This window comes from Pseudomonas sp. TH32 (assembly GCF_016650855.1).
Taxonomy (GTDB): Bacteria; Pseudomonadota; Gammaproteobacteria; order Pseudomonadales; family Pseudomonadaceae; genus Aquipseudomonas.
The window spans coordinates 915,504-930,897 of record NZ_JAEKFA010000002.1 but is presented as its reverse complement, the minus strand read 5'-3'; the positions used below and the strand labels follow the sequence as shown (position 1 = coordinate 930,897).

11 protein-coding genes and 2 pseudogenes are annotated in these 15,394 nt (G+C 62.3%); 4 read left to right on the top strand and 9 right to left on the bottom strand.

The genetic code is table 11. From position 1 onward, the window contains the following. Nucleotides 1–6 precede the first annotated feature (6 nt). The gene (locus JFV30_RS08075; protein WP_201122956.1) at nt 7–1,581 is read left to right on the top strand and encodes an alkaline phosphatase D family protein; all 1,575 of its coding nucleotides are present in this window, start codon (nt 7–9) and stop codon (nt 1,579–1,581) included. 20 nt (nt 1,582–1,601) lie between these two features. Here JFV30_RS08075 and JFV30_RS08070 read toward each other — a convergent pair whose 3' ends face one another. From JFV30_RS08070 to JFV30_RS08060, 3 genes and pseudogenes are all read right to left on the bottom strand, one after another. Further along, on the bottom strand, nt 1,602–2,036 hold the full coding sequence (locus JFV30_RS08070; protein WP_029616091.1) for a hypothetical protein: 435 nt from the start codon (nt 2,034–2,036) through the stop codon (nt 1,602–1,604). An 80-nt stretch (nt 2,037–2,116) separates the two neighbouring features. Beyond that, a complete protein-coding gene (locus JFV30_RS08065; protein ID WP_201122954.1) occupies nt 2,117–3,397 on the bottom strand; it encodes a HAMP domain-containing sensor histidine kinase in 1,281 nt (426 codons plus the stop codon). Continuing rightward, a pseudogene (locus JFV30_RS08060) lies at nt 3,394–4,076 on the bottom strand (response regulator). The gene JFV30_RS08065 and the pseudogene JFV30_RS08060 overlap by 4 nt, the downstream one beginning before the upstream one ends. Nucleotides 4,077–4,289: 213 nt before the next feature. On the opposite strand from JFV30_RS08060, the gene bamA reads away from it, so the two are divergent. Further along, a complete protein-coding gene (bamA, locus tag JFV30_RS08055) occupies nt 4,290–6,662 on the top strand; it encodes an outer membrane protein assembly factor BamA (protein WP_169387729.1) in 2,373 nt (790 codons plus the stop codon). A 297-nt stretch (nt 6,663–6,959) separates the two neighbouring features. Continuing rightward, on the top strand, nt 6,960–7,901 hold the full coding sequence (locus JFV30_RS08050) for an IS110 family transposase (protein ID WP_201121602.1): 942 nt from the start codon (nt 6,960–6,962) through the stop codon (nt 7,899–7,901). Nucleotides 7,902–8,615: 714 nt separating this feature from the next. On the opposite strand, the pseudogene dctA reads toward JFV30_RS08050, so the two are convergent. From dctA to JFV30_RS08025, 5 genes and pseudogenes are all read right to left on the bottom strand, one after another. Continuing rightward, nucleotides 8,616–9,913, bottom strand: a pseudogene (gene dctA, locus JFV30_RS08045) (C4-dicarboxylate transporter DctA). 49 nt (nt 9,914–9,962) lie between these two features. After that, a complete protein-coding gene (locus JFV30_RS08040) occupies nt 9,963–10,904 on the bottom strand; it encodes a D-2-hydroxyacid dehydrogenase (RefSeq protein WP_201122952.1) in 942 nt (313 codons plus the stop codon). Beyond that, the gene (locus JFV30_RS08035) at nt 10,901–11,284 is read right to left on the bottom strand and encodes a VOC family protein (RefSeq protein ID WP_169387727.1); all 384 of its coding nucleotides are present in this window, start codon (nt 11,282–11,284) and stop codon (nt 10,901–10,903) included. Before JFV30_RS08035 ends, JFV30_RS08040 begins: the two co-directional genes overlap by 4 nt. After that, nucleotides 11,281–12,246: a hydroxymethylglutaryl-CoA lyase gene (locus tag JFV30_RS08030; protein WP_201122950.1), complete on the bottom strand. Its 966-nt coding sequence runs from the start codon at nt 12,244–12,246 to the stop codon at nt 11,281–11,283. The genes JFV30_RS08035 and JFV30_RS08030 overlap by 4 nt, the downstream gene beginning before the upstream one ends. Before the next feature lie 15 nt (nt 12,247–12,261). After that, nucleotides 12,262–13,452, bottom strand: a complete 1,191-nt coding sequence (locus tag JFV30_RS08025) for a CaiB/BaiF CoA transferase family protein (protein ID WP_201122948.1) — start codon at nt 13,450–13,452, stop codon at nt 12,262–12,264. Nucleotides 13,453–13,569: 117 nt separating this feature from the next. On the opposite strand from JFV30_RS08025, the gene JFV30_RS08020 reads away from it, so the two are divergent. Beyond that, nucleotides 13,570–14,472, top strand: a complete 903-nt coding sequence (locus JFV30_RS08020; protein WP_201122947.1) for a LysR family transcriptional regulator — start codon at nt 13,570–13,572, stop codon at nt 14,470–14,472. Here JFV30_RS08020 and JFV30_RS08015 read toward each other — a convergent pair. Further along, complete coding sequence (locus JFV30_RS08015) at nt 14,469–15,353, bottom strand: LysR family transcriptional regulator (protein ID WP_201122945.1); 885 nt, start codon at nt 15,351–15,353, stop codon at nt 14,469–14,471. The two genes, JFV30_RS08020 and JFV30_RS08015, sit on opposite strands and share 4 nt — an antisense overlap. Nucleotides 15,354–15,394 lie beyond the last annotated feature (41 nt).

The following is a 15,394-nucleotide window of genomic DNA, read 5'->3' as shown; positions in this document are numbered from 1 at the left end:
CCTGTCATGACGTTTGATCTCAATCGCCGGCAGGCCTTGCGACTGCTGGCCGGGGCGGCTGCCGCCCCGCTAATCCTGCGCTACGGCAGTGCTTTGGCCGGCGTGGCCACGCCGTTTACCCTGGGGGTCGCCAGCGGCGATCCCTGGCCGGACGGCTTTGTCATCTGGACCCGCCTGGGCACCCTGCCGCTGTTCCCCGGCAACGAGTACGCGTTACCGGCGAGCATCCCGGTGGACTGGGAAGTGGGCCTGGACGAAAACTTCAGCCGCATCGCCCAGCGCGGTCGCACCCAGGCCCTGGCGATCAATGGCCACGCGGTGCATGTGGAACTGCACGGCCTGCAGCCGGGGCGAGAATACTGGTACCGCTTTATCGCGCTGGGCGAACGCGGTCCGACGGGCCGCGCGCTGACGCTGCCGGCGCTCAACGCCAGGGTCGACCGCCTGAAACTTGGCGTGGCCTCCTGCGCGCATTACGAGCGTGGCCTGTTCAGCGCCTATCGGCACATGGCCAATGAACGGCCCGACCTGGTGCTGTTTCTCGGCGACTACATCTACGAATACACCAACAAGCCCGGCACCCCGGGCCTGGCCCGCAGCTATGGGGCGCCCGAAGCCACCGACCTCGCCGGCTACCGCTATCGCTACGCGCTGCACAAGACCGACCCGGACCTGCAACAACTGCACGCCGCCGCGCCGTGGATCGCCACCTGGGACGACCATGAAGTACAGGACGACTACTCGGGCCTTTCCTCCCAGGACCCAAGCGTCACTGTGGCCGCGTTCCAGCAACGGCGAGCGGCGGCGTATCAGGCGTTCCTGGAAAACATGCCGGTGCGTCGCCCGCCCATAGGCAGCAATGGCAGCCCGCAGATTTACCGGCGGTTTACCTACGGCGACCTGGCCGCCATCCCGGTACTCGATGGCCGACAATATCGCTCGCGCCAGCCGTGCTACCAGGCACCGAACTTCGGCAAGGGCCATATGGAATTGAGCCGTTGCGTCGACCTCGCCGACCCCAGGCGCACCCTGCTGGGTTTCGAGCAGGAGCGCTGGCTGTATGACGGCCTGCGCCGCAGCGACAGCCGCTGGAACCTGCTGGCCCAGGACCTGCTGGTGGCCCCGCTGCGGGCGCAAAAACCCGGCAGCGATGACGCCCGTTACTGGACCGACAGCTGGGATGGTTTCCAGGCCGCGCGGGGCCGTCTGATTGACAACCTGCGGGACAGCCGCGCGGCCAATCCGGTGGTGCTCAGCGGCGACTACCACTCCTTCTGGGCCAACCACCTCTACGAACGGCCTGAAGACCCCGACTCACGGCTGGTGGCCGCGGAATTTGTCGGCACCTCCATCACCTCCAACGGGCCCAGCTATGAAGCGGTGCAATCGATCCTGCCGGACAACCCGCAGATTCGCTTCTACGACAGCCGCCCGCGCGGGTATCTGTCACTGGAGCTGACGCCGGAACGGCTGGAGGTGCGGATGCAGGCGATCTCGGATCGGCTGGACCCGAATGCCACGGTCTCGACCCTCAAGCAGTTTGTGGTGGAGAGTGGCAGCCCGCAGGTGCTGCCGGCCTGAGCCCCCGGGCCAGCGTGCGGCTATTGATCCGCTGCATAAATGACGGTTTGTGCGCTGTCGGGTGCAGCGGGTCGGCGGGTGAAGTAGGTGTCGCCTTCATCCGTATGGATCTCGTATTCAAACTTGCTGGCGGTGACATGCCGGATGATTTTCAGCACCCGCTGGAATTTCACGCTTTGGGTACCGTTCTGGTTGGGCCCGGTGAGCACGCTGACACTTTGAAACCAGCCGTCGTTCTTCCGGTTCGCCACCAGGGCGCCGGTCATGGCTTCAAACCGTTCCAGCCGGGTAAAGCCCCACAGTGTCTGCTCCTCCACCGTTTCGCCGAGGGCGGCAGAACCGGTAAACACGAACAGGTTGATCGCCGGGCTGTCTTCGCAGAAGAAATCGTAAGGCACCAGGCCATCGACCATTTTCTTGCCGGCCACGAAGCCTTTTTTATGCACCTGAAACATCGCCACCTCCACGCCAATGGCGTCACTGAACATCAGCTCACGCAGAGGAAAAGTCTAAAGGCGCAGGGCGTACAGGGCGGTCAAGCCAATGTAATATCGTGTAAAGATCCCACCCGGGGCAGGTTGATCTCCACGGTCAACCCGCCGGGTGGCTGGTTGTACGCCACGATGGTGCCGCCATGCATTTCCACGGCCCGCAAGGCGATCGCCAGGCCCAGTCCGAAACCGCTATCGGCGTCATTCGGGCCGCGCTCGAAGGGCCAGAAAATACGCGGCAACCGCAGCGGTTCAACCCCCGGCCCCTGGTCACTGATCAAGACCCTCAGCCAGGGTGCGTAGGGGTTGATCTGCGCCGTGACCAGCACCGTCGTATCCGGTCGCGTGTAGCGCACCGCATTTCGAACGATATTTTCGAAACACCGGTACAACAGCTCGCCGCTGGCACGACTGACAAAGTCAGGGCACGCCTGCAAGCTGACACGACAGCCTTTGATGCCCGCCTCGAACTGCGCGTCTTCGACAATCACGGCCAGCAGCTCGATGATATCCACCGGCTCGCGCTCGATACTTTCGGGGCGGCCCTGCACGCGCGCCAGGGTCAACAGCGCCTCGATCAGCGTGTCCATGCGCGCCGACTCACGCTGGATGCGCCCGAGCATTTCCTGGCGTGCCGGGTCTTGCAGCAGCAGCCCGATGGCCACCTGCATGCGCGTCAACGGCGAGCGCAGTTCGTGGGAGATGTCGTGCAGCAGCTGTTGCTGGGCCTCCACCAGCAGTTTGAGCTGGTTGGCCATTCGATCGCAGTCTTCGGCCAGGTCAACGATTTCATCACGGCGCTTGCCCATCATCGGCCGCACCCGGGTTTCGAAGTGCCCCCGGGCCACGTCGCCCATCGCCCGCCGCAGGTACGCCAGCGGCCACGCCAGGTAATAGGCCATGTACCCGCTGAACAGCGCACTCATTACGGTGCCGATGATCAACGGAATCCAATGACCCAGCCGCCCGGGTTCGTGGGGAGGCTGGGAAGACCTGAGCGACAGCGCGGCCCCGTCCTTGCTGATCAACGACTTTTCATAGGCCGCCTGCGAGACCGGCGTGCCGGCCAGCAATTGACCGGTACTGTCATACACGCCAATGGCTTGGCCGTGGGGTGGCTGCCACACCGCCAGGAGCTGGCGGCCCGACTCGACACCGTACTGTTCCAGCAACTGTTCTTCGCTGGCCAGGATCGCGTCCAGATGGTGATCCCCGGGGCCAAGGCTGCCCGCCACGAGAATGCTCAACCCCACCAGGAACGTCAGGCTGGTGGCCAGCCAAAAGGCCAGGAACAGTTTCCAGAACAGCCGGCTGGGTTTCATCATTCGGCGATCAACAGGTAACCGAGGCCGCGCACGCTCTGGATCCAGGCCTTGGCATCCGGGCGCGGGCCCAATTTCTGGCGAATGCTGCTGATGTGCACGTCGATGCGTCGGTCATAACGGGTCAACGGGCAGCCCAGGGCATTGAGGGACAGGTCCTTTTTGCTCACCACCTGGCCGGCGCACCGGGCCAGCACTTCAAGCAGGCTGAATTCGGTACTGGTCAGCCCCAGCTCGCAACCGTTCCAACGGGCCTGGCGTTTGCCGGGCCACAGCATCAGGGCGCCGGTCGTTATGACCTCCCCGGTCGGCTGGCCCACGGGTTGCACCCGGCGCATGATCGCGCGCAGGCGCGCCACCAGTTCCCCGGGGAGCTGGGCTTGGGCACGTAATCGTCCGCGCCAAGTTCCAGCCCGGTGATGCGGTCGATGTTGTCGCCACGGGCGGTGAGCAACACCACCGGCACCTGGCTGCTGGCGCGGATGCGCCTGAGCACTTCTATGCCCGACAGCCTGGGCAGCATCACGTCCAGCACCACAATGCTGTAGCGCCCCGACAACGCCTCCACTTCACCCTCCTCGCCGGTGTGCACGCAGGTCGCCTCAAAGCCTTCATGCTCCAGGTATTGGCCGAGCATTTCAGTCAGTTCCTGGTCATCGTCGACTAGCAATACGCGGATCATGGCGAACTCGTGAAGGGGTCTGGCCACAGTATCGCCCAGCGTCACCGCCCCGGGGCCAACCTTTACCTAACTTGACACTTGGTTAACCGCACCAAACCCCCGGCGCTCTTATGCTTGCCGTCCACCCGTCTGGCCGCGTCGTGGTGACCCGCCTGCGGCGAGTCATCCGTGCGCGCTTGCGCTGCTTGTCGATGTGTTCTGGAAAAGATCTTGATGAATTTTTCGCGCCTGCTCTGCTCGGTTGCGCTGCTGCTCAATGTCACACTTGCACACGCTGAAGCCTTCAAAATCTCGGATATCCGTATCAACGGTCTGCAACGGGTCTCTGCGGGCAGCGTGTTTGGTGCCTTGCCGCTGAACGTGGGGGACGAGGCGGATGATCGACGGCTGGTGGATTCCACCCGCGCGTTGTTCAAGACCGGCTTCTTCCAGGACATCCAGCTGAGCCGCGACGGCGATGTATTGATCATCAATGTGGTCGAGCGCCCGTCGGTGTCCAGCATCGAGTTCGAAGGCAACAAGGCCATCTCCACCGAAGACCTGCTCAAAGGCATGAAGCAGTCGGGCCTGGCCGAGGGCGAGATCTTCCAGCGCGCCACCCTCGAAGGCATGCGCAACGAGCTGCAGCGCCAGTACGTGGCCCAGGGTCGCTACGCGGCGACCGTCGACACCGAAGTGCTGCCACAGCCGCGTAACCGCGTGGGCCTGAAGATCAAGATCGACGAAGGCGCGGTGGCGGCGATCCAGCACATCAACGTGGTGGGCAACACGGTGTTTACCGACAAGGAACTGGCCACGACCTTCACCCTCAAGACCAGCAACTGGTTGTCGTTCTTCACCAACGATGACAAGTACGCCCGTGAAAAACTCACCGGCGACCTGGAGCGCCTGCGCTCCTATTACCTGGACCGTGGCTATATCAACATGGACATCACCTCGACCCAGGTGTCCATCACCCCGGACAAGAAGCACGTCTACATCACCGTCAACGTCAACGAGGGCGAGAAGTACACCGTGCGTGAGGTGAAACTCAGCGGCGACTTGAAAGTGCCCCAGGACCAGGTCCAGTCCCTGCTGCTGGTGCAGAAAGGCCAGGTGTTCTCGCGCAAGCTGATGACCACCACCTCCGACCTGATCACCCGGCGCCTGGGTAACGACGGCTACACCTTCGCCAACGTCAACGGCGTGCCCACGCCCCACGATGACGACCACACCGTGGACATCACCTTTAACGTCGACCCGGGCAAGCGCGCCTACGTGAACCGCATCAACTTCCGGGGCAACACCAAGACCGACGACCAGGTACTGCGCCGGGAAATGCGCCAGATGGAAGGCGGCTGGGCCTCGACCTACCTGATCGACCAGTCCAAGGTTCGCCTGGAGCGCCTGGGCTTCTTTAAAGAGGTCAACGTCGAAACCCCGGCGGTGGCGGGTGTCGATGACCAGTTGGATGTGAACTACGCCGTCGAAGAACAGGCGTCCGGCTCGATCACCGCCAGCGTCGGGTTTGCCCAGGATGCCGGGCTGATCCTCGGCGGTTCGATCACCCAGAACAACTTCCTGGGCACCGGGAATTACGCCAGCCTGGGCTTGACCCGCTCGCAGTATCAAAGCAAGTACAACATCGGTTTTACCAACCCCTACTTCACTCCGGACGGGGTGAGCCTGGGCTATAACGCGTTCTACAGCGCCACCGATTACAACAACTACTACGACGATGGCAGCGGGGTTTCCTACTACTCCATCAACAGCTACGGCCTCGGTGCCACGATCGGCTACCCGATCAATGAAACGTCGCGGTTGAGTTTCGGCCTGACCGTGCAACACGACAGCATCGACCCGGGGATCTACAGCTCTGATGAGATCTACGACTTTCTGCAGCGTGAAGGCAGCGAGTTCACCAACTTCAAGGCGAACCTGGGGTGGTCGGAGTCGACGTTGAACAAAGGCGTGATGCCGACCCGTGGCTACTCGCAGAATTTGAACCTGACGGTGACGCTTCCGGGCAGTGACTTGAGCTTCTACAAACTCGACTACTCCGGGCAGACGTTCGTGCCGGTCACCACCTCTACTACGCTGCGTTTTCATACCAAGCTGGGTTATGCCAACGGATACGGTTCGACCGATGGATTGCCGTTTTATGAAAACTACACCGCTGGGGGCGAGGGTTCGGTGCGTGGGTTTGAGAGTGGCACGCTTGGGCCGCGCAGTACGCCGGCCACTGGCGCGTATGCCAGTGCGGGGCAGCAGTACTACACCGACCGGGATGCTGAGGCGCTGGGGGGCAATATCCTGATCACGGGCGGGGCGGAGTATCTGTTTCCGATGCCGTTTCTCAAGGACAACAAATCGGTGCGTACTTCGGTGTTCTGGGATGTGGGCAACGTTTACTCGAACAAGTGCGCCCTGAGTACTACCCAGGGGTGCAACGGGGTTGACCTTAGTCAGCTGGGCGCTTCTGTGGGTGTCGGGGCTACGTGGTACAGCCCGCTGGGGCCGTTGAGTATCAACCTGGCGCTGCCGGTTCGCACACCGGAGAATGCGACCAGGCAGGTGTTCCAGTTCTCCATGGGGCAGAATTTCTGACCTGCTGGAGTACATATCCGTTGTTGCGGTCAGGGCTGATATGGGTTCCGCTCTTACAGCGGGTCACTTTTGAAAGGAGCCCAAAAGTAACCAAAAGGCTCTTGCCCCACCACTCGGCACCTCGCCTAGGCTCGGTGTGCCCTTGTAAGATTGTTTTCACCTGCTTCAGACCGTAGTGCCCTCTGATTTCGAGATCGTGAGTGAGCATGGGTCGGAGCAGGTTCCTTCCTAAACTAGTCCGAACGGTTGCCTGGGCGCAAAGCCCGATTCTGCAAGGTTGGACGTGAGGAAAACGCTATGGACCATGACTCTGCGTTCGTCGGAATTGATGTTTCCAAAAACAAGCTCGACTCATTCGTCAGCACTACTGGCCAAGTCGAACAGTTTTCCAATACTCAAGAAGATATCCAGCGTTTAGCTAAACATCTCAAGGCTCAGGAGCCGGTTTTGGTGGTGCTGGAAGCGACTGGTGGATATGAGCGGCTTGCCGCTGCCGAGCTTTGTGCTGCTGGATTACCCGTTGTTGTTGTCAATCCCCGTCAGGTTCGTGATTTCGCCAAGGCGACCGGTAGGCTGGCGAAAACCGACGCTCTGGATGCCCAGGTGATTGCGGAGTTTGCCCAGGCGGTCAAACCCGAGATTCGGGAGATCCCAGATGAACACGCTCGTGAACTGGCGGATCTACTGACTCGACGCCGCCAGCTCATCGACATGATCGTGGCGGAAGAGTCTCGACTGAAACAGGCGGTATTCAAGGCACTTCGACGGGACATCAAGGCACATATCGTCTGGCTTCAAAAGCGCCTTAAAAGCACAGACGATGACTTGCACGAAGCGATCAAAGCTTCGCCGGCTTGGAAGGCCAATTATGATTTGCTGCGCGAGGTATCGGGCGTTGGCAATGTGCTCGCACTTTCGCTGCTGGCAATGGTTCCGGAGCTGGGTAAGGTTAATCGCAAACAAGTGGCTGCATTGGTTGGTGTGGCCCCTTTTAACTGCGATAGCGGCCTCTACAAAGGACGTAGACGGATATGGGGTGGTCGAGCTGAGGTGCGAAGTGTCCTTTACATGGCTGTCTTGTCCTCGAAGAGCCATAACCCGGTGATCGAGAGGTTTTACAACCACCTGCTTGCTGCAGGGAAGACGAAGAAAGTAGCGCTGGTGGCATGCATGAGAAAGTTGCTGACGATCCTGAATGCGATGGTGCGCGATCAAAAGCATTTCGCTGAAATGGCTTGAATTTCGACACGGTTGCTCACTCCGGCTTTGGACCGTGGGCCGCCGCGATGGGCCATCCTTGGCCCAGCGTGGGTAACCCGGCGTCCTGCCGGGTTACCCACGCTCCAAAGCCTGCGTTCGGCCAGCGTGGTTTAACGGGGCGCCTAAGATCAAGATCAAAAGCAGATCAACAGCACAGCGGCCTACAGGCCGGCTTGAGTGGTGTGAAGCAAAAGCAACATCAAGATCAAAAGCTACAGCGGGCACGGTCAAATGTGGGAGCTGGCTTGCCTGCGATGGCCTCGCCTCGGTGTACCTGAGAGACCGAGTTGTCTGCATCGCAGGCAAGCCAGCTCCCACAGAAAAGCAGAGCTGCATCAGTTTCAGATTTGGCTTTCGCTTTTGATCTAGCTTCTACCACTCAAGCCGGCCTGTAGGCCGCTGTGCTCTTGCTTTTGATCTTGATCTGGCTCTGACTGCCCCAATAAGCCCGAGGCCGAACGCAGGTGGTGCGGAGCGGGTAAACCGGCAGGACGCCGGTTTAGCCGCGCTGGGCCAAGGATGGCCCATCGCGGCGGCCCGCGGAGCATCGCCGGAGTGAGGGAACGCCGAGCCTAGGCGAGGCGCCGACAGGCGGGGCAGAGCCCTTTGCTTACTTTGGGGCTTTTCCAAAGTGAGTCGCTGTAAGAGCGAAACCATAAGTGGCCGTTACCTAACAAACGGATATACACCCAATCACACCCGCCCCTCCCTGCCACACCCATCCCGCAACTGCGCCGCCAGCTTCCCCTCATCCAACGCCCCCTCCCACTTGGCAATAAACAGCGTCGCCACCCCATTGCCAATCACATTAATCAACGCCCCACCCTCAGAAATAAACCGATAAACCCCAAGCACCAACACCAACCCCGCCGCCGGAATCACATCCAGGCTGCCCAACGTCGCCGCCAACGTAATAAACGCCCCACCCGTCACACTGGCCGCGCCCTTGGAAGTCAGCAGCAAAATCAGCAACAACGTGACCTGGTGCCAAAGGTCGAGGGAATATCCAACGCCTGGGCAATGAAAATCGCCAGCACCGTCATGTTGATGCAACTGCCATCCAGGTTGAAACAGTACCCCGACGGCACCACCAACCCCACCACCGATTTCTCACACCCCAGGCGCTCAAGCTTGCCCATCAATCGCGGCAACGCCGACTCCGAAGACGATGTCCCCAGCACCAGGAACAACTCATCACGAATGTACTTGAGAAACTGCCACAGACTGAACCCGGCCAACCGCGCCACCAGGTTCAACACCACAAACACAAAGAAAACCGCCGTCACGTAGTAGCAAATCAGCAAGTTCCCATACGCCCCCAACGACCCCACACCATACTTGCCGATGGTAAACGCCATCCCCCCAAACGCCCCCAGCGGCGACACATACATGACAATCTTGACCATGCGAAAAAACGCCTGCGCCACCAGGTCAATCAGGTTCAGCAACGGCTTGCCCGCCGCCCCCAGCATCTGCAAGGCGAACGCAAACAGGATGGAAATAAACAGCACCTGCAGGATATCGCCCTCGGCAAACGCCCCAAACACCGTGCTCGGCACGATATGCGTAAGGAACCCCACCACACTCTGCTCATGGGCCAGCTTGCTGTAGCCGGCAACCGCCTGGCCATCGAGGGTCGCCGGGTTGATGTGCATCCCCGCGCCGGGCTGCATCAGGTTGACGCCGATCAGGCCGATCACCAGCGCCAGGGTCGTCAGCACTTCGAAGTACAGCAGCGACTTGAAGCCGACCCGGCCGATGCGCTTGAGGCTCTGCATGCTGGCGATGCCGGTGACCACCGTGCAGAAGATGATCGGTGCAATCAGCATCTTGATCAGCTTGATGAACGTGTCGCCCAGGGGCTTCATCTGTTCGCCAACGCCAGGGTAAAAGTGCCCGACGATGATGCCCAGCAGGATCGCCAGCAGCACCTGCACATACAGGTGGCGCAGTACGCGGCGCAGGCGTGACGGGGATTTTTCCGAAATCATGCTTGTTATTGTTTTCATGAGTGGACCTTGTTGTGGGAGGGTGAAACCTCTACGACACGACGTTGATCAGGCTCCCGCTGTGGTAACCCTGAAGGTTGCCGAGGATGCCGTCGGCCAACCGTTGCAGGCTGCTCTGGCTGGCCCAGGCCACGTGGGGCGTGACGATCAGGTTGGGATGCGGGCTGTTGAGCAAGGGGTGATCGGCCGGCGGCGGTTCCTGGCACAGCACATCCAGCGCGGCGCCACCCAGGCGGCCGCGCTCCAGTGCCACGAGCACGGCGGACTCATCCACCAGCGGCCCGCGTGCGGTGTTGATCAGCAAGGCGCCGGGTTTCATCTGTGCACATTCAGCAGCGCCTATCAGGTGACGGGTGCGCTCGGTCAGCGGGCAATGCAGGGAAATCACGTCGCTTTGCGCCAGCACGGTTTCAAACGATTGGTAACCCTGGCGCACCGACGTCACGCCCCGGTGTTCAGCAAACAGCAGGCGCATGCCCAACGAACTTGCCAGGCGCGCCGTGGCCAGGCCAATCGCGCCCTTGCCGAAGATGCCCAGCACGCTGCCTTGCACATCCTGGATCGGCGCGCGGTGCACGCAAAAGTGTCGCGAGTCCGGCCAGTCCTGCCGGGCCGCGCGCTGGTAGGCAAGCAGCTGCCGGCGCAGGGCGAAGATCGAGGCGATTACCGATTCGGCAACGCTTTGCGCCGAATACGCCGGCACGTTGGACACCGTCACGCCGAAGTCGCGGCAGGCGGCCAGGTCGATGCAGTCGTAGCCGGTGGCCGCGACGCAGATGAAGCGCAGGTTCGGCAGTTGTTCCAGTTCGACGCGGCCAATGCGCACCTTGTTGGTGATCAGCACGTGGGCATGCCGGGACACGTCCACCACTTGATCAGCAGGCGTATGGGGGCGGTCTTGCCAGTCGGTGACCCAGGCCGGCGCGGGAATGTTCAGGGGCAGGCTCTCGCTGTCGAGAAACACCACGTTCATGGCTGTACCTGCTCGGAAATCTCGATCAGGTTGAGGTCCGGGTCGCGCACATACACCGAGCGGATCGGCCCGGTGGCGCCCGTGCGCATCACCGGGCCTTCGATGATTGGCCACTCGACCCTGGCCAGGTGCGCAATCACCTGATCCAGTGGAACCGAGGCGATAAAACACAGATCCAGCGCCCCCGGCACCGGCAAGTGCGCCTTGGGTTCGAACTCGTGGCCGCGCACGTGCAGGTTGATTTTCTGCTGGCCGAAGGCGAACGCCTTGCGCCCGCCGGCGAAGGTCTGCACCTGCATGCCCAGCACGCGCACGTAGAAATCCTCGGCGGCAACCGGGTCGATGGTGGTGAGTACCAGGTGGTCAAGATGGTCGATCATCGGCGCAGCTCCAGGGTGTTGGCCACCTGCTTTTCCAGGCTGGCGACATGGGCGGGAATCGGATGCAGGTCCAGGCGTTTGCCGGCCTTGAGGACCTGACTGGGAATCTCGTGGCCGATCAGGGCGGGCAGTTGCCGGGCAACCGCCAGCACGCGGTCGAGGTCGACGCCGGTGCTGAAGCCCATCAGTTGCAGCATGTGCAGCAGGTCTTCGGTGCACACATTGCCGCTGGCACCCGGCGCGTAGGGGCAACCGCCGAGGCCGCCGAGGGATGAATCGAAGCGGTCAACCCCGGCGTCGATGGCCGCCAGGGCGTTGGCCAGGGCCATGCCACGGGTATTGTGAAAATGCAGGGTCAGTTGCAGCGCCGGGAACCGCTCACGCACAGCCCGGGACAGCGCCTCGACCTGGCTCGGGTAGGCCATGCCAGTGGTGTCGCACAAGGTCACGCCACGGGCACCCAATTCCGCGAAGCGCTCGACCCAATGCAGCACCTCCCCCACCGGTACATCGCCCTGCATCGGGCAGCCAAACACCGTCGACAGCGACACATTGATCGCCACCGGGCCCTTGGCGCCGATCACGCTGAACACTTCGCGCAGTTGAGCGAACGACTGCTCGCGGCTCATGCGCAGGTTGGAGCGGTTGTGGGGTTCGCTGACCGACATCACCAGGTTGGCTTCATCAATGTTGCACGCCAGCGCCCGCTCGGCGCCACGCACGTTGGGCACCAGCACGGTGTACTCCACTGCGGGGTTGCGGCGGATGCCGTGCATCACCGCTTCGGCATCCCGCAACGCGGTGATGGCCTTGGGCGAGGTAAACGAGGTGACTTCGATCTTGGCGAAACCGCACTGGCTGAGGGCGTCGATCATGGCGATCTTGTCGGCGGTCTCGATAAACCGTGCTTCGTTCTGGAAGCCGTCACGGGTGGCGACTTCCTGCAAAAACAGGCGTTGCATGGCTGTTCCTCCGGTTCAAATAATGCCGCGCTGGCGCCAGTCGGCTTGCTGCGCGGGGGCGATGCCGAGGCCGTCGAGGATCTCGGTGGTGTGCTGGCCCAGGGTGGGCGCCGGGTGCATGACGCGGCCCGGGGTGGTGCCCAGCTTGGGCACGATGCCGGGCAAGGTCACCGGCGTGCCGTCGCCAAGCACGCTGTCGAGGAGCATGTCGCGGGCCCGGTAATGCGGGTCGTGGGCGATGTCGGCGGCGGTGTAGATCTTGCCGGCGGGGATGCGCGCTTCGGTGAGGATCGACAGCACTTCTTCCAGCGGCAGGTGTGCGGTCCATTGGGAGATGGCGGCGTCGATGCGTTCAACCTGCAACACCCGGCCGTCGTTCTGCGCCAGCGCCGGGTCGGCGGCCAGGTCGGGTCGACCGATGACCTCCATCAGGCGCTGATAGATGCTGTCGCCATTGCCCGCGATCAACGCAAAACCGCCGTCGCGGCAACGGTACGCATTGGTCGGCGCAATGCCCGGCAAGCTGCTGCCGGCGGGTTCGCGCACGGCGTTGAACACCGAGTATTCGGGCAACAGGCTTTCCATCATGTTGAACACCGACTCGTACAGCGCCACGTCGATCTGCTGGCCTTCGCCGCCGTTCTGGTCGCGGTGCCGCAGGGCCAGCAGGATGCCGATCACCCCGTGCAACGCCGATAGCGAGTCGCCAATGGAAACGCCCACTCGCACCGGCGTACGCCCCGGCTCGCCGGACAGGTGGCGCAGGCCGCCCATGGCTTCGCCGATCACGCCGAAGCCGGGTCGGTCCCGATAAGGGCCGGTCTGGCCGTAGCCGGAGACCCGCAGCATGATCAACTTAGGGTTCAGCGCATGCAGCGTGTCCCAGCCCAGGCCCCAGCTTTCCAGGGTGCCGGGGCGGAAATTTTCGATCAGCACATCGGCGTCGGCCACCAGTTGGCGCACCACCTGCTGGGCCTCGGCCTGGCGCAAATCAAGGGTCAGCGAGCGTTTATTGCGTGATTGCGCGGCCCACCATACAGACGTGCCGTCGTGCAGCAGTCGCCATTTGCGCAGCGGGTCGCCGGTCACCGGCGGTTCGATCTTGACCACCTCGGCGCCGAATTCGCCGAGCATCTTGGCGGCAAAGGGTCCGGCAATCAGTTGACCCAGCTCCACGACCTTGAGACCTTGCAGCGGTAAGCCCATGACGTTTTCCGTTCTTGTTGAGTGCGTGTGCCCTGGATAATCGACACAAACCGGGCGGATGAAAATTTCGGATTTCGCCACTATCCTTTCCAGATTGGAAACCCTCGGACTCCCTTGATGATCAATCCCCTGCATTTCGACCTGCTGTCCCTGCGCTTGCTGATCTTCGCCGCCGAAACCGCCAACCTCACCCGCGCCGCGGAAAAGGCCAACATGACCGTCTCGGCCGCCAGCAAGCGCCTGGCCGAACTGGAGCGCACCACCGAATGCCCGCTGTTCGTGCGCCTGCCACGGGGGCTGGAGCTGACGGCGGCGGGACAAGGCATGGTTGGACACGCAAAAATCATCCTGGAAGGCGTCAACCGCATGGCCTGCGACGCCAGTGACTACGCGGTGGGGGTGCGCGGGCATGTGCGGCTGTTCGCCAACACGTCGGCGGTGGTGCAGTTCCTGCCGGACGACCTGGCGGCGTTCCTGCGGGACAACCCCCACGTGCGCATCGGCCTGGAAGAAGCCCTCAGCGAGCCGATCATCCAGGCGGTGGAAAGTGGCCGCGCCGATATCGGGATCTTTGCCGATAACGTCCCGGCCGAGGGGCTGTACAAGCTGCCGTACCGTGAAGACCGGCTGGTGTTGCTGGTGCCTGTGGGCCATGCGCTGGCGGCGCAGCGCTGCGTTTCTTTCAGCGACACCCTGGGTTTTGACTACGTGGCCCTGAATCAGGGCAGCTCGCTGCTGCGCCGGATCACCGACGCCGCCGCGAGCGCCGGCAAGGTGCTCAAGGTGCGGATCCAGGTCAGCAGTTTCGACGGGATCTGCCGGATGATCGAAGCCGGGCTGGGCATCGGTATCCTGCCGTTGTCATCGGTGCGTGACGAATTGCTGGGCAGCCGGTTGATCGCGGTGGAACTGGACGACGACTGGGCGCAGCGCACCCTGTTTGTCGGGGTCAGCAGCCAGGCGCAGTTGGCACCGGAAGCAGCAAAGCTGTTCGAGTACCTGAGCCAGCGCAACCCTTAGCGAAACCGCGCGATCACCGCCTCCACCACCGGGTTGGGGCGCTGGGTGTTCCAGGCGATGGCCGTGGTGACGACATTGAGTTTCTGGCTCAACCCGCGAAACACCACATTGGCCGGGGCCAGTTTTTTCAGCGACGCCGGCACCAGCGCAATGCCCTGCCCATAGCTGACAAAGGCGATCTGCGAGGCCACCGAACGCACCTCATGCAGCACCCGTGGGGAAAAACCGCTGGCGCGGCAGGTGGCGATCAGGTTGTCGAAATACACCGGGCTGACATTGCGCGAGAACATCACCAACGGTTCATTGGCCAGGCTCGACAGGCTGATGCGCGTGCGGCTCGCCAATGGGTGATCGGTCGGCAAGGCCACCACCAACCGGTCTTCCGTCAGCGGCAGCGACTGCACCGAGGCGCCCAGGTCGCCGTCCAGACGGGCGAAGGCCAGGTCGATGTCCCCCGCTTCCAGCGCCGGCAGCGCCTCGACGCTGTCGATTTCCCGCACCGACACCGTGAGCTGGGGGTAATCGAGTTTCAGTTGTTCGATCAGGCCGGGCAACACATCGAACATCGCCGTGGAGATCGCGCCAATGGTCAACATCCCCGACTGCCCCGCCACCGCTTCCTCCACCGCAAGCTCCAGGCGCTCCAGTTGCTCGGCGAACTTGCGCACCGCCGGCAGGATCGCCGCGCCCACCGGGGTCAACTGGGCCCCGCGTCGCGAGCGGTCGAACAGTTTGACCTTGAGCGCCTGCTCCAGCACCTGGATCTGCTCGCTCAGAGGCGGCTGGGACATGCCAAGGCGCTTGGCGGCGCGGCCGAAGTTCTGCTCTTCGGCCACCGCGAGGAACAGCCAGAGGTGACGAATCAGGCGAAAGTTGATCATGGTTTTATCCATAGGTTAAGCGTATGCAAGGCTTCTGTACT

Coding starts and splice junctions, on each gene's coding strand:
- JFV30_RS08075 (WP_201122956.1), top strand. CDS start 7: ATGACGTTTGATCTCAATCGCCGGCAGGCCTTGCGACTGCTGGCCGGG.
- JFV30_RS08070 (WP_029616091.1), bottom strand. CDS start 2,036: ATGTTTCAGGTGCATAAAAAAGGCTTCGTGGCCGGCAAGAAAATGGTC.
- JFV30_RS08065 (WP_201122954.1), bottom strand. CDS start 3,397: ATGATGAAACCCAGCCGGCTGTTCTGGAAACTGTTCCTGGCCTTTTGG.
- bamA (WP_169387729.1), top strand. CDS start 4,290: ATGAATTTTTCGCGCCTGCTCTGCTCGGTTGCGCTGCTGCTCAATGTC.
- JFV30_RS08050 (WP_201121602.1), top strand. CDS start 6,960: ATGGACCATGACTCTGCGTTCGTCGGAATTGATGTTTCCAAAAACAAG.
- JFV30_RS08040 (WP_201122952.1), bottom strand. CDS start 10,904: ATGAACGTGGTGTTTCTCGACAGCGAGAGCCTGCCCCTGAACATTCCC.
- JFV30_RS08035 (WP_169387727.1), bottom strand. CDS start 11,284: ATGATCGACCATCTTGACCACCTGGTACTCACCACCATCGACCCGGTT.
- JFV30_RS08030 (WP_201122950.1), bottom strand. CDS start 12,246: ATGCAACGCCTGTTTTTGCAGGAAGTCGCCACCCGTGACGGCTTCCAG.
- JFV30_RS08025 (WP_201122948.1), bottom strand. CDS start 13,452: ATGGGCTTACCGCTGCAAGGTCTCAAGGTCGTGGAGCTGGGTCAACTG.
- JFV30_RS08020 (WP_201122947.1), top strand. CDS start 13,570: ATGATCAATCCCCTGCATTTCGACCTGCTGTCCCTGCGCTTGCTGATC.
- JFV30_RS08015 (WP_201122945.1), bottom strand. CDS start 15,353: ATGATCAACTTTCGCCTGATTCGTCACCTCTGGCTGTTCCTCGCGGTG.